This is a genomic window from Tessaracoccus sp. O5.2 (genome assembly GCF_964266725.1).
In the GTDB taxonomy this organism is placed as follows: domain Bacteria; phylum Actinomycetota; class Actinomycetes; order Propionibacteriales; family Propionibacteriaceae; genus Arachnia; species Arachnia lapidicapta.
Genome location: NZ_CAXWGV010000009.1, coordinates 14,516 through 27,417, shown reverse-complemented (window position 1 = coordinate 27,417; position 12,902 = coordinate 14,516). Strand labels below are relative to the sequence as shown.

Annotated in this window: 12 protein-coding genes; 10 read left to right on the top strand and 2 right to left on the bottom strand. The window is 70.4% G+C overall.

What is annotated here, in order from left to right; translation table 11 throughout:
- Positions 1 to 21: 21 nt before the first annotated feature.
- Positions 22 to 1,632 carry a cation acetate symporter gene (locus ACFQPD_RS05345; protein ID WP_068750800.1) on the bottom strand — a complete coding sequence of 537 codons (1,611 nt, stop codon included), beginning with the start codon at positions 1,630 to 1,632 and terminating at the stop codon, positions 22 to 24.
- Complete coding sequence (locus ACFQPD_RS05340; RefSeq protein WP_068750802.1) at positions 1,629 to 1,979, bottom strand: DUF485 domain-containing protein; 351 nt, start codon at positions 1,977 to 1,979, stop codon at positions 1,629 to 1,631. Before ACFQPD_RS05340 ends, ACFQPD_RS05345 begins: the two co-directional genes overlap by 4 nt.
- 118 nt (positions 1,980 to 2,097) lie before the next feature.
- Between ACFQPD_RS05340 and ACFQPD_RS05335 the strand changes: the two genes are divergently transcribed.
- The 10 genes from ACFQPD_RS05335 (at position 2,098) to ACFQPD_RS05290 (ending at position 12,898) form a co-directional block, all read left to right on the top strand.
- Positions 2,098 to 2,937 carry a formyltetrahydrofolate deformylase gene (locus tag ACFQPD_RS05335; protein ID WP_385899194.1) on the top strand — a complete coding sequence of 280 codons (840 nt, stop codon included), beginning with the start codon at positions 2,098 to 2,100 and terminating at the stop codon, positions 2,935 to 2,937.
- A gap of 16 nt (positions 2,938 to 2,953) precedes the next feature.
- Positions 2,954 to 4,264 (top strand): hemolysin family protein, encoded by a 1,311-nt coding sequence (locus ACFQPD_RS05330; RefSeq protein ID WP_385899191.1) that lies wholly within the window; start codon positions 2,954 to 2,956, stop codon positions 4,262 to 4,264.
- Positions 4,257 to 5,477 carry a phosphotransferase gene (locus ACFQPD_RS05325; RefSeq protein ID WP_385899188.1) on the top strand — a complete coding sequence of 407 codons (1,221 nt, stop codon included), beginning with the start codon at positions 4,257 to 4,259 and terminating at the stop codon, positions 5,475 to 5,477. The genes ACFQPD_RS05330 and ACFQPD_RS05325 overlap by 8 nt, the downstream gene beginning before the upstream one ends.
- A 107-nt stretch (positions 5,478 to 5,584) precedes the next feature.
- A complete protein-coding gene (locus tag ACFQPD_RS05320) occupies positions 5,585 to 6,724 on the top strand; it encodes a BMP family protein (protein WP_068750809.1) in 1,140 nt (379 codons plus the stop codon).
- Positions 6,725 to 6,795: 71 nt separating this feature from the next.
- Positions 6,796 to 8,352, top strand: a complete 1,557-nt coding sequence (locus ACFQPD_RS05315; protein WP_385899185.1) for an ABC transporter ATP-binding protein — start codon at positions 6,796 to 6,798, stop codon at positions 8,350 to 8,352.
- Positions 8,349 to 9,536, top strand: a complete 1,188-nt coding sequence (locus tag ACFQPD_RS05310; RefSeq protein WP_385899183.1) for an ABC transporter permease — start codon at positions 8,349 to 8,351, stop codon at positions 9,534 to 9,536. The genes ACFQPD_RS05315 and ACFQPD_RS05310 overlap by 4 nt, the downstream gene beginning before the upstream one ends.
- Entirely contained in the window at positions 9,533 to 10,825 is a 1,293-nt protein-coding gene (locus tag ACFQPD_RS05305) for an ABC transporter permease (RefSeq protein WP_385899181.1), read from the top strand. The genes ACFQPD_RS05310 and ACFQPD_RS05305 overlap by 4 nt, the downstream gene beginning before the upstream one ends.
- Positions 10,825 to 11,220 carry a cytidine deaminase gene (locus tag ACFQPD_RS05300; RefSeq protein ID WP_385899178.1) on the top strand — a complete coding sequence of 132 codons (396 nt, stop codon included), beginning with the start codon at positions 10,825 to 10,827 and terminating at the stop codon, positions 11,218 to 11,220. The genes ACFQPD_RS05305 and ACFQPD_RS05300 overlap by 1 nt, the downstream gene beginning before the upstream one ends.
- 2 nt (positions 11,221 to 11,222) lie before the next feature.
- Positions 11,223 to 12,293 (top strand): adenosine deaminase, encoded by a 1,071-nt coding sequence (locus tag ACFQPD_RS05295; RefSeq protein ID WP_385899257.1) that lies wholly within the window; start codon positions 11,223 to 11,225, stop codon positions 12,291 to 12,293.
- A complete protein-coding gene (locus ACFQPD_RS05290; RefSeq protein ID WP_385899176.1) occupies positions 12,290 to 12,898 on the top strand; it encodes a hypothetical protein in 609 nt (202 codons plus the stop codon). Before ACFQPD_RS05295 ends, ACFQPD_RS05290 begins: the two co-directional genes overlap by 4 nt.
- The last annotated feature ends 4 nt before the right edge of the window (positions 12,899 to 12,902 follow it).

Sequence of the window (12,902 nt, the reverse complement as noted above, 5' to 3'; positions counted from 1 at the left end):
TCACGTGTACGACGACCGGGGTCAGTGGTCGATGGCGCCCTCGGCGCCGGCGCCGGTCATGGAGCGGACCTCCATCTCGGCCCCCTGGTCGGCGAAGCGGTCGCCGTCGGGCCGCACGACGGAGCCCAGCCAGCCCAGGAAGAACCCGACGGGCACCGAGACGATGGCCGGTGAATCGACGGGGAACCACGCGAAGTCGACGGTGGGGAACATCGAGCCCTTCGCGCCGGAGACCGCGGGGGAGAAGATGATCAGCACCACGGCGGTGATGAGGCCGCCGAAGATGGACCACACCGCACCCGCGGTCGAGAACCTCTTCCAGTACAGCGAGTACAGGATCGACGGCAGGTTCGCCGACGCCGCGACCGCGAACGCCAACGCCACCAGGAACGCCACGTTCTGGCCGTTGGCGGCGATGCCGCCGACGATGGCGACCAGGCCGATCGTCACCGAGGTCCAGCGCGCGACCTTCACCTCCTTGGCCGGGTCGGCCTTGCCGTCCTTGAGCACCGAGTTGTAGATGTCGTGGGCGAACGACGCCGAGGCCGTGATGGTGAGGCCGGCGACGACGGCCAGGATGGTGGCGAACGCCACACCCGCGATGACGGCCATCAGGATGGTGCCGCCCAGCTCGTAGGCCAGCGCCGGGGCCGCTGCGTTCGCGCCGCCGGGCATCTCGCCGATCGCCGCGGGGCCGACCAGCCACGCCGCGCCGTACCCCAACACCATCGTGAAGAGGTAGAACGCGCCGATGAGCCCGATTGCCCAGGTCACGGAACGCCGGGCCTCCTTCGCCGTCGGGACCGTGTAGAAGCGCATCAGCACGTGCGGCAGCCCGGAGGCGCCGAGCACGAGGGCCATGCCCATGGAGATGAGGGCGATGGGGTCCTTGTAGCGCTCCATGGGGGCCAGAAGGTTGGTGGTCGAGCCGTCGGCGGCCGACTTGTCGATCGCGTTGCCCAGGAGCTCGGACAGGTTGAACCCGACCATGGCGAGCACCCACACCGTCATGAGACCCGCGCCCAGGATCAGCAGAACGGCCTTGATCATCTGCACCCACGTGGTGCCCTTCATGCCGCCGATGAGCACGTAGCCCACCATGAGCAGGCCGACGATGGCGATGACGATGTTCTGCCCCAGTGGCGACGAGATGCCGAGCAGCAGCGACACCAGCGCCCCCGCACCCGCCATCTGGGCGAGCAGATAGAAGAAGGACACCGCCAGCGTCGAGGTCGCGGCGGCGAGCCGGACCGGTCGCTGCTGCATCCGGAAGCTCAGTACGTCCGCCATCGTGTACTTGCCCGTGTTGCGCAGGGGTTCCGCGACGAGCAGCAGCGCCACGAGCCAGGCCACGAGGAACCCGACCGAGTACAACAGGCCGTCGTACCCGTAGAGCGCCACCGCGCCCACGATGCCGAGGAACGACGCCGCCGACAGGTAGTCTCCCGCGATCGCGAAGCCGTTCTGCCGGCCGTCGAACTGGGCCCCGCCGGTGTAGAAGTCGCTGGCCTTCTTCTTCCCGCCGCGCGTCACGCGGATGACCACCGCCATCGTGATGACGACGAAGGCGGCGAAGATGCCGATGTTGATGAACGGATTGCCCAGCTGCTGGGTCTCGAGGAGGCCGATCATCGGCGGGTTCCCTCCAGGTCCTCGCGCAGGCCGGCTGCGATCGGGTCGACCTTCTTGTTCATGTGACGGATGTAGAGCCAGGTGATGAGGAAGGTGCTGACGAACTGGGCCAGCCCGAACAGGATGCCGACCGTGAGGTTGCCGGCGACGCTGGTCATCATGAGGTCCTTGGCGAAGATCGAGCCCAGCACGTACGCGAGGTACCAGGCCAGGAACACCGCGGTCATGGGGAACGCGAAGGAACGGAACGTCTTCTTCAGCGTGGCGAACTCGGGTGAGCGTTGCACCCGGTGGAAGTCCTCCGCGGGGATGACCGCCGGCCGGTCGATGGGGTCGTGAGTAGTCATGGGTGGATGATTTCTCCTCTACCGTGTCGCGCGTCGTTGCGCGGACAGGAGCGTAACAAGAATCCGGGCCACCCTGCGTCCCCGTTCGGCCGTGGGACGACCCGCTAGAGTTCGTCGCATGCATCAGCTCGTCGTCACGCTCGACTGCCCAGACCGCCCGGGAATCGTGCACGCGATCTCCGGCGGCATCGTGGCCGCCCGCGGGAACATCACCGAGCTGCAGCAGTTCTCCTCGCCCGACACCGGGCACTTCTTCACGCGCATCGAGGTCCAGGGCGCGGACCCCGCCGAGCTGGAGGCCGAGATCGCCGCCGTCGCGTCGGACCTCGGTGCCCGGTTCCGGGTCGACGACGCGACGCGTCCCACCCGCACCTTGATCCTGGCCTCCAAGGCCGGCCACGTCGTCAACGACCTGCTGTTCCGCTGGCGGGGCGGGGATCTGCCGATCGACGTGGTGGGGATCATGGCCAACCACGACGTCCTGGCACCCATGGCCGCGTTCTACGGCGTGGAGTTCACGCACCGCGTGGTGACGGCCGAGAGCAAGGCGGACTTCGAGGCGGAGGTCCGGCGCGCCGTCGAAGAGCAGGACGTGGAGCTGGTCGTGCTGGCCCGCTACATGCAGATCCTGAGCCCCGAGCTGTGTGCGTTCCTCGCCGGCCGCGCCGTCAACATCCACCACTCGTTCCTGCCGGGATTCAAGGGCGCCAACCCCTACCGGCAGGCGCACACCCGCGGGGTGAAGCTCATCGGCGCCACGGCCCACTTCGTCACCAGCGATCTGGACGAGGGGCCCATCATCGAGCAGAACGTGGTGCGCGTCGACCACACGATGGACGTGGCCAAGCTCGTGCGCAAGGGACAGGCGCAGGAGTCCCAGACCCTTGCCGAGGCCGTGCGGCTCCTGGCCGAGCACCGCGTGCTGGCCGACGGGGACCGCACCGTCATCTTCCGCTAGGCGGGCCGAGGCCTCCATGCTGACCGACATCGCGCTTATCGCGCTGTTCATCGTGATCGGCGGCACGTTCGCCGCCGCCGAGATGGCGCTCGTCACGCTGCGGGAGAGCCAGGTCAGGCAGCTCGCCGGCCGCGGGAAACGCGGCCGGGCCATCGAGCGGCTGACCGGCAACCCCAACCTGTTCCTGTCCGCCGTCCAGATCGGGGTCACCCTCTCGGGCTTCCTCTCGGCCGCTTTCGGTGGCGCGACGATCGCGGACGCGGTCACGCCGACGGTGGTCGCCTGGGGCGTCCCGGAGGCCGTGGCCGGCACCGTGTCCCTGGTGGCGGTGACCGTGGTGATTTCGTACTTCTCCATCGTCGTGGGGGAGCTCACGGCGAAGCGGCTGGCGATGCAGCGCGCCGAGGGGTTCGCCATGGCGCTCGCGCCGCTGGTGTCCGGCATCGCCACGCTGACCCGGCCCATCATCTGGTTCCTGGGGGTGTCGACCGATGCGCTGGTGCGCATCCTCGGCGGCGACCCCTCGCTGTCGCGCGACGCCGTCACCGACGAGGAACTCCGGGCCATGGTCATCTCGTCGTCGACGCTCGGCACGGAGGAGCGCCGCATCGTCGACGAGGTGTTCGACGCCGGCGAGCGGTCGCTGCGCGAGGTGATGGTCCCGCGCACGGAGGTCGACTTCCTCCCCGGCGACATGCCCATCGGGCTGGCCTACCGTGAGGTCAGGGGGGCGCCCCACTCCCGGTACCCGGTGACCGACGGGTCGCCGGACCGGATCGTCGGCTTCCTGCACGTGCGCGACCTCATGGACATCGAGGGCGCGGCCCGCGACGGCGACGTCCGCAGCATCGCCCGCGACGTCCTCTTCCTGCCCGAGACCGTGAAGATCCTGCGAGCGCTCACCGCGATGCGCGCCGGGCGGTCGCACCTGGCGATCGTCCGCGACGAGTACGGCGGCACCGCGGGCATCGTCACGCTGGAGGACCTCATGGAGGAGCTCATCGGCGACATCACCGACGAGTACGACGTCGCCGACGACGAGGCGCCGCGGCACGTCGACGAGCTCGACGGGCTGACCACCATCGAGGAGTTCGCGGACCTGACCGGCTTCGTCATCCCCGAGGGTCCCTACGACACGGTCGCGGGGTTCTTCATGGCGCGCCTCGGCCGGCTCCCCAGGCTGGGCGACCAGGTCACCGTGGCGCTGCGGCCGGAACGCGACCTCGACGGCGCGGACGCCCGGTTCACGCTCGAGGCCACGCAGATGGACGGCCGGCGGGCCGCCTGGTTCGCCCTGCGGCCCGAACCGGCTGACGCCGATGCCTGACGACGGGCTCGGCCTGCTCACCGGCCCCAACGTCGAACCGCTGCTGCGCGCCGCCGTCGAGCACCGCGGCGGGCGGCTGGTGGACTGGTCGCTCGACCACGTCGACGCCACCCCGCACCAGTCGACGACGGCGACGTACGCGGCGACCGTGGAATGGCCGCACGGCCGGCGCAGTGAACTGCTGGGCGTCAGCGCCCGCACCGGCGACCTCACACCGGCGGATGCGCGGGCGGAGATCTTCGCCGACGGACAACGCCGCGTCGCGGTGTGGCTCTACCCCGACGACCCCGACCTGCTCGGCCTGCCGACGGCCGCCTTCCCGGAGCGCATGGCCGAGGTGCTGAACTCGGGTGGCGTGCTGCCCGGCCCCGTGGCCGCCGACGACCTGACCCTCACGATGGTCGGATACCGGCCGCGCCGCCGCGCGGTCGTGCGGGTCGAGGTGGCGACCGATCCGCCCGAGGTGCTCTACGTCAAGGTGCTGCGCGAGCGCGTGTTCGCCGACATCCACTCCAAGCACATCATGCTGCGGCAGGCGGGTGTTCCCGCGCCGGCGGTCGCGCTCGCGACGGCCGACCATCTGCTGGTGCTGCGGGCCCTGCCCGGCATGCCCATGGCCCGGGCTCTGTTCGAGCCCGGGGACCCGTGCCCCCCGGAGGCGCTCATCGACACGCTCGACGCCATGCCCGCGGCGGTTGCGGCCCTGGAGCGCCGCCCGCCCTGGGCCGACGCGGTCGGCCACTACGCCACCGTCATCTCCGCGACGATGCCGGAGCTGGCCGACGAGCTGGGCTGGCTGGCCGAGCGCATCGGCTCGGGGCTGGCAGGCATGCCCCCGGGCGACGAACCGACGCACGGCGACTTCCACGAGGGCCAGCTCCACGTCGCCGACGGGAAGGTCGTCGGCGTGCTCGACGTCGACACCATCGGGCCCGGCCGGCGGGCCGACGACCTCGCCTGCCTCATCGGGCACCTGTCCACCATCCAGCGGATGACCCCAGGCCAGGAGGAGAAGATCCGCGACCTGCTGGCGCGCTGGGTCCCCGTGTTCGACCGGCGCGTCGACCCCGTGGAACTACGGCTCCGGGCGGCCGCCGTCGTCATCTCGCTGGCCACCGGCCCGTACCGCAGCCAGGACGTCGACTGGCGCCAGCAGACCCTCACCATGGTGCGGTCGGCGGGTGCCCTCGTGCGGCAGGTCACGACGGCGTAGTCACACGCATTATTGCGGGTGTATAACGATCAAGTTTTCGGCTGGGCGTTGCGCGGCGGGCGACGCTATGGTCGGGATGCCCGTTCCATCGTCTAGGAGGATCCTTCGTGAAGAAGCCCCTGTTGAGCACGATGTCGCTCGCCGCGGCATCCGCCTTCGCCCTGGCCGGCTGTGCGCAGCCGCCGAGCACCACCACCCAGTCCCCGGCGGCCTCCGAGGCCACCAGCTCGTCCGCGTCGGCCAGCGCGACCGAGTCGTCGGCGGCCCCCACCACCGACTTCACCGCCTGCATGGTCTCCGACGCCGGCGGCTTCGACGACAAGTCGTTCAACGAGACGGCCTACGCGGGCATGATGCGCGCCAAGGACGAACTGGGTGTCCAGACCAAGCAGATCGAGTCGAACGCGGAGGCCGAGTACGCCGGCAACGTGCAGTCGATGATCGACGCCAACTGCGACATCATCGTCACGGTCGGCTTCGCTCTGGCCAACGCGACCGAGGCCGCGGCCAAGCAGAACCCCGAGGTGGACTTCGCCATCGTCGACTACTCCTCCTTCGAGGGCGTCGACAACGCCAAGGGCCTCATCTTCAACACGGCGCAGCCCGCCTTCATGGCCGGCTACCTGGCCGCGGGCATGAGCCAGACCGGGACCGTCGGCACGTTCGGTGGCGCCAAGTACCCGACCGTGACCATCTTCATGGACGGCTTCGCGCAGGGCATCTCGTACTACAACGAGCAGAAGGGCGGCGACGTCAAGCTGATCGGCTGGGACGAGGCCAAGCAGGACGGCCAGTTCGTCGGCGGCAACAACCCGTTCGGCGACATCCCCGGCGGCAAGAACACCGCCAGCACCCTCATCGCGCAGGGCGCCGACATCATCCTCCCCGTCGCGGGCCCGGCCGGCCTCGGCGCGCTGCAGGCGGCGCAGGAGTCCGGCGGCAAGGTCAACGCCATCTGGGTCGACACCGACGGCTACGTCTCCGCGCCGGAGTACGGCTCGACCATCATCACGTCGGTGGAGAAGGGCATGGACGTCGCCGTCTTCGAGGCCATCAAGGCGTCGCTCGAGGGTTCGTTCTCCTCTGACCCCTACGTCGGCACGCTCGACAACGACGGCGTGTCGCTGGCGCCGTTCCACGACTTCGAGGACAAGGTGTCGGACGAGCTGAAGGCGGAGCTGGAGCAGATCAAGGCTGACATCATCAGCGGCACGATCACCATCACCTCGCCGAGCCAGCCCAAGTGAGCTGACCCGACCAGCTGATTCCGGGAGGGGTGCGTCCAGCGCCCCTCCCGCATCACACCCCAGGAGGACCCGTGCCCGTGACCGCTCAGCACGATGCCCCGGTGCTCAGGCTCCGCGGCATCACCAAGAGGTTCGGCTCGCTCACCGCCAACGACTCGATCAGCATCGAGGCGGTGCCCGGCCGGATCCACTGCCTGCTGGGCGAGAACGGCGCGGGCAAGTCGACGCTGATGAACATCCTCTTCGGGCTGCTGGAACCCGATGAGGGCGAGATCCTGCTCGGGGACACGGCACTCACCCTCACCAACCCGAAGCAGGCGATGGCCGCCGGCATCGGCATGGTGCACCAGCACTTCATGCTCATCCCCGTGTTCACGGTCGCCGAGAACATGGTGCTCGGTCACGAGCCGGGCCGGGCCGGCATGCTCGACCTCGCGTCGGCGCGGGCGCTCGTGCGCGACCTCAGCGCCCGCTACAAACTCGACGTCGACCCGGACGCGCTCGTCGAGGACCTCCCCGTCGGCATCCAGCAGCGGGTCGAGATCCTCAAGGCGCTCGCGCACGACGCCACGTACCTCATCTTCGACGAGCCCACCGCCGTGCTCACCCCGCAGGAGATCGACGAACTCATGGCCGTCATGCGCACGCTGCGCGACGAGGGACGGGCCATCATCTTCATCACGCACAAGCTCCGCGAGGTGCGCGAGGTCGCCGACGACATCACGGTCATCCGGCGCGGGAAGGTCGTGGGTCAGGCGGCGCCGGAGACGTCCGAGGCCGAGCTCGCCTCGATGATGGTCGGCCGCGCCGTGGACCTGAAGGTCCACAAGGCGCCCGCGCAGCCGGGGGACGACCGCCTCGTCGTCGAGGACCTCGTCGTCGCCAGCCCCACCGGGGCGATCGCCGTCGACCACCTGTCGCTCACGGTCCGCGGCGGCGAGATCGTCTGCATCGCCGGCGTCCAGGGCAACGGCCAGACCGAGCTCGCGGAGGCGCTGCTTGGCACGATGAGGCCGCTGTCCGGGCGGGTCACCCTCGACGGGGTCGACATCACGCACAGCAAGCCCGTCGACACCATCAAGGCCGGCCTCGGCTACGTGCCGGAGGATCGGCACCGGCACGGTTTCGTCGGCGAGTTCTCGATCGCGCACAACCTGGTGCTCAACAACTTGGACGAGTACTCGAAGTTCGGCGCCCTGGACCTCAAGAAGATCCGCGACAACGCCCAGGCGCGCATCAAGGAGTTCGACATCCGGCACGGCGGGAGCCACGACCAGGAGGTGCGCTCGCTCTCGGGCGGCAACCAGCAGAAGGTCGTCCTGGCCCGGGAGCTGTCGCGGCCGCTGTCGCTGTTGATCGCCAGCCAGCCGACGCGCGGCGTCGACGTCGGCGCCATCGAGTTCCTCCACGGGCGCATCGTCGAGGAGCGGGACCGCGGCACCGCCGTCCTCATCGTCTCCACCGAGCTGGAAGAGGTCGAGTCGCTCGCCGACCGGATCGCGGTCATGTACCGCGGGCGCATCGTGGGCATCGTCCCCCCGGACACACCGCGCGACGTGCTCGGCCTCATGATGGCCGGCGTCGCGTACGACGAGGCCGTCGCCACCACCAAGGGAGCCCCCGCATGAGTCAGACAACAGCGGCCCGGCCCCGCCCCGAGTGGGTGACGACGCTCATCACCACCGTCGCCTCGCTGATACTCGCGTTCCTGGTCAGCGCCGTCGTCATGGTGGTCTCCGACGCCGAGGTCGCCGCCACGTGGACCTACTTCTTCGCCCAACCCGGAGACGCGCTGTCGGCCAGCTGGGACAAGATCTCCTCCACCCTCTACGCGATGTACGTCGGCTCGCTGGGCTCATGGGTGGCCATCACGAACACCACCGCCGAGGCCGCGCCGCTCATCTGCGCCGGCCTCGGCGTCGCCGTCGCCTTCAGGGCGGGCCTGTTCAACATCGGCGCCCAGGGCCAGGCCATGGTCGGCGCGCTCACCGGAGCGTTCGTCGGGTTCACCATCAAGGGCCTGCCGCTGGCGATCCACCTGCCGCTGGTGATCATCGTCGGCCTGCTCGCCGGGGCCGTGTGGGGCGCCATCGTCGGGGTGCTCAAGGCCCGCACCGGCGCGCACGAGGTCATCGTGACCATCATGATGAACTACATCGCCGCCAACCTGCTGGCCTTCTTCATGCTGCAGAAGGCCTTCCAGGCTCCCGGCCGCGCCGACCCGATCTCGCCGGTGCTGGAGTGGAGCGCCACCATGCCGCGCATCGCCGACACCCGGCTGCATCTCGGCTTCCTGCTCGCCCTCCTGGCCGCCGTCCTCGTGTGGTGGCTGCTGGACCGGACCAAGTTCGGCATCCACCTCAAGGCCGTGGGCCTCAACCCGTACGCGGCGGCGACGGCCGGCGCCAGTGTGTCGACCGTCACCATCCTCACCATGGGCCTGGCCGGCGGGCTCGCCGGGCTGGCCGGGGTCCAGGTGGTGACGGCCCCCGAGCTGCTCACCGGCTTCCCGCCGCAGATGACCGGCACCATCATCGGCACCCTGGGCTTCGACGCCATCACCGTCGCGCTCCTCGGCCGCTCGCGGCCCCTGGGGGTCGTCCTGGCCGGCCTGCTGTTCGGCGGCCTCAAGGCGTCCCGCCGCGCCATGGTCACCATGGCCGACACGCCCGACAAGCTGACCGACCTCATCCAGGCCCTGATCGTGCTGTTCGTCGCGGCACCGGCCTTCGTCGCCTGGCTCCTGCCGTTCCTCCGGGAGCGCACGGTCAAGCGGGCATCCGTTCCGATCGCGAAGGTGGCTGAAGCGTGAGCGTCGACATCGTCCCCGGCACCGTCGAGAGGGCTCGCGTCGAGTCGCCGGAGAGGCGCACCCAGCGCATCTCCACCGGAGTCCTCATCACCGTCATCGGCGTCCTGCTGCTGTGGATGGCGTTCACGGTCGACAAGTCCGGCCAGATCGCGCTGTCCGACGCATTCGCCGACGTCACGCTGCCCACCCTGGACGTGCCCGGCACTGCCACGGTCCTGCTCAGCGCGCTGCTGGTACTCGGCGCCGGCGTCGGCTTCATCACCGGACGGCTCAGCGCCCGCCTGCGCGTCGTCGCCGGCGTGGCGGCGGGCGCGGGGGTGTTGGTCGGCTTCATCGTGTGGGCCGCGGCCAGCTCGTCGCTGCCGTTCACGCTGACGAGCCAGCTCAACCTGACGCTCGAGTACGCCACCCCGCTGCTCTTCGGCGTCCTCAGCGGCGTGCTCGCAGAGCGGGCCGGCGTCGTCAACATCGCCATCGAGGGCATGTTCCTCACGGCCGCGTTCGCCGCTTCACTCACGTTCTCGCTCACGCACTCCTTCGTCGCCGCGCTGTTCGCGGCCGCGCTGGCCGGCGTGATGATGGCCGGCGTCCTCGCGCTGTTCACGCTGCGGTACCTCGTCGACCACGTCATCATCGGCGTCGTGATCAACCTGCTGGCCTCGGGCCTCACCGGCTTCATCTACCAGCAGCTGGTCGCCAAGAACCTCGCCGCCTACGGCACCGTGCAGCCCATGCAGGCGTGGCAGATCCCGGGGCTGGAGTCGATCCCCTTCCTCGGGCCGATCCTGTTCACGCAGAAGCCGTTGACGTACCTGGGAATCGTGGCGGTGCCGCTGGTCTGGTTCCTGCTGTTCCGCACCACGTGGGGTCTGCGCGTCCGATCGGTCGGCGAGCACCCCCACGCCGCGGACACCGTCGGCATCAACGTGGTGTGGACCAAGGCCTCCGCGGTGTTGTTGGGCGGCCTCTTCGCGGGCCTGGGCGGCGCCTACTTCACCGTCGGGTCCGTCGGCGCCTTCCAGGACAACAACCCCACCGCCGGCAACGGCTTCATTGCGCTGGCCGCCGTCATCATGGGCCGCTGGAATCCGGTGCGTGCGGCCCTGATGGCGCTGTTCTTCGGGTTCGCCCGGGCGCTCGCCCAGACCACCAAGCTCATGCAGCTGCCGATCCCCAGCGACTTCATCGAGATGCTGCCGTACCTCGCCACGATCATCGCGGTCGCCGGCCTGGTCGGGCGGGTCAGGGCGCCGGCGGCCGACGGCATGCACTTCGTCAAGAGCCACTGATGGACGTCGACTGGGCACAGCTGCGCACCTCCGCCGTCGCCATGGCGGGACGCGCCTACGCGCCGTACTCGCAGTACCGCGTCGGAGCCGCCGCCCTGGTCGACGACGGGCGGGTGGTGGCCGGCTGCAACGTCGAGAACGCGGGCTACGGCGTGACCCTGTGCGCCGAATGCGGGCTCGTGTCCGACCTCGTCGCCGGGGGAGGGGGACGGCTGGTGGCCTTCACGTGCGTCAACGGGAACGGCGACGTGATCACCCCCTGCGGGCGCTGCAGGCAGTTGCTGTTCGAGCACGGGGGCCGCGGGCTGCTCATGGAGACCCCGGCGGGCATCCGCACGCTCGACGACATGCTCCCGCAGGCCTTCGGGCCGGACGACCTCGACTCAGGAACGTGACCATGCTGACGATCGACGACCTGCGCCCGCTGCCCAAGGTGGCGCTCCACGACCACCTCGACGGCGGGCTCCGCCCCGAGACCGTCATCGACCACTGCGGCGCCAACGGGCATTCCCTCCCCAGCACGGACCCCGACGAGCTACGCCGCTGGTTCTTCGAGGCCGCCGACTCGGGGTCGCTGGTGCGCTACCTGGAGACGTTCGAGCACACCGTCGCCGCGATGCAGACGCCCGCGCAGCTGAGCCGCGTGGCACACGAGTGGGTGCTCGACCAGGCCGCCGACGGCGTCGTCTACGCCGAGGCGCGCTACGCCCCGCGCCAGCATCAGCGCCTCGGGTTGACCCTGGAGGCCATCGTGGAGGCCGTGCGTGACGGGTTGGCGTCGGGCATGGCCGAGGCCGTCGCCGCGGGTCAGCCCATCGTCGCCCGCCAGATCCTCACCTCCATGCGCCACACGGAGCCGTCCACCGACATCGCCGAGCTGGCCCTCCGCTACCGCGACGACTCCGTGTGCGGCTTCGACATCGCCGGCGCCGAAGATGGCTTCCCGCCGTCGCGGTTCGAGCCCGCCTTCCGCCGGCTCAAGCGCGACAACATGTTCTTCACGATCCACGCGGGCGAGGCCCACGGTCTGCCATCCATCTGGGAGGCCGTGCAGGTCTGCGCCGCGTCCCGGCTGGGGCACGGCGTGCGGATCGTCGAGGACATCGACGTCACCGGCGGCACGGCCCGCCTCGGCCGGCTCGCGGCCTACGTGCGCGACGCCCGCATCCCCCTCGAGGTCTCGCCCTCGTCGAACCTGCAGACCGGCATCGCCCAGCAGATGGCCGACCACCCCGTCGACCTCCTCCACCGCCTCGACTTCACCGTCACCGTCAACTGCGACAACCGGCTGATGAGCGCCACGACGATGTCGCGTGAGTTCGCCCTCCTGGTCGAGACCTTCGGGTGGACGCTCGACGACGTGGAGCAGGTCACCGTCAACGCGATGCGCGCCGCGTTCCTCCACCACGACGAGCGGGAGCGGATGGTCGCCGACGTGATCAGGCCCGCCTACGCCGCGCTCCGGTGATCCTCGAGCTGCCCGCCACGGCGCGCCGGGTCAGCCTGCGCTGGCGGGCCGACGACGGCGTCCGCGACCTCGTCGGGCACCTGGTGGCCGCCAACGACCAGTGGTACGTCGTGCTGCCCGAGGACCGGCCGGCGGCCTGGGTCCCGAGGGACCGGGCCGAAGCGGTGCGGCAGGTCCCGGAGCGCACGGTCCTGCCGAGCTCGACCCCCGCGGACGTGGAGCGCGCCGTGGAACGGTCCCGACCTGCGCTCCGGCGGGCGCGGCTCGGGGGATGGCGGCTGGCAGACGACTCCGTCCTCGCCCTCGGTGACCCCGGGCCCGCCCCCGACGACGCGCTCGACGCCGTCGATCGGTTCGCCGGGGCGCGGGTGGCCGTCCGGACCATGCCCGGCGCCCCCGTCGCGGAGCTGACCGAGCTAGCCGCCGCGCGGACGGGCGTCCGGGTGGTGCTGACGGCCTCGTCCCCGAGCGACCCACTCGGGGGCGTGCCGCTCTCGCGCGGCTGGGCGCTGGACCTCGCCGCGGAGGACGTGGCGGCGCTGTCGGCGGCGGAGGCCGCCGGGTTCACCGAGCACCATCGCGCTCTCCTGATGGTGCGCGACTGAGCAG

Bases quoted from the DNA above. Each gene is read 5' to 3' on its own strand.
- ACFQPD_RS05330 (WP_385899191.1), top strand. From the start codon at position 2,954: ATGCTGACCGACATCGCGCTTATCGCGCTGTTCATCGTGATCGGCGGC.
- ACFQPD_RS05345 (WP_068750800.1), bottom strand. From the start codon at position 1,632: ATGATCGGCCTCCTCGAGACCCAGCAGCTGGGCAATCCGTTCATCAAC.
- ACFQPD_RS05295 (WP_385899257.1), top strand. From the start codon at position 11,223: ATGCTGACGATCGACGACCTGCGCCCGCTGCCCAAGGTGGCGCTCCAC.
- ACFQPD_RS05300 (WP_385899178.1), top strand. From the start codon at position 10,825: ATGGACGTCGACTGGGCACAGCTGCGCACCTCCGCCGTCGCCATGGCG.
- ACFQPD_RS05335 (WP_385899194.1), top strand. From the start codon at position 2,098: ATGCATCAGCTCGTCGTCACGCTCGACTGCCCAGACCGCCCGGGAATC.
- ACFQPD_RS05310 (WP_385899183.1), top strand. From the start codon at position 8,349: ATGAGTCAGACAACAGCGGCCCGGCCCCGCCCCGAGTGGGTGACGACG.
- ACFQPD_RS05340 (WP_068750802.1), bottom strand. From the start codon at position 1,979: ATGACTACTCACGACCCCATCGACCGGCCGGCGGTCATCCCCGCGGAG.
- ACFQPD_RS05325 (WP_385899188.1), top strand. From the start codon at position 4,257: ATGCCTGACGACGGGCTCGGCCTGCTCACCGGCCCCAACGTCGAACCG.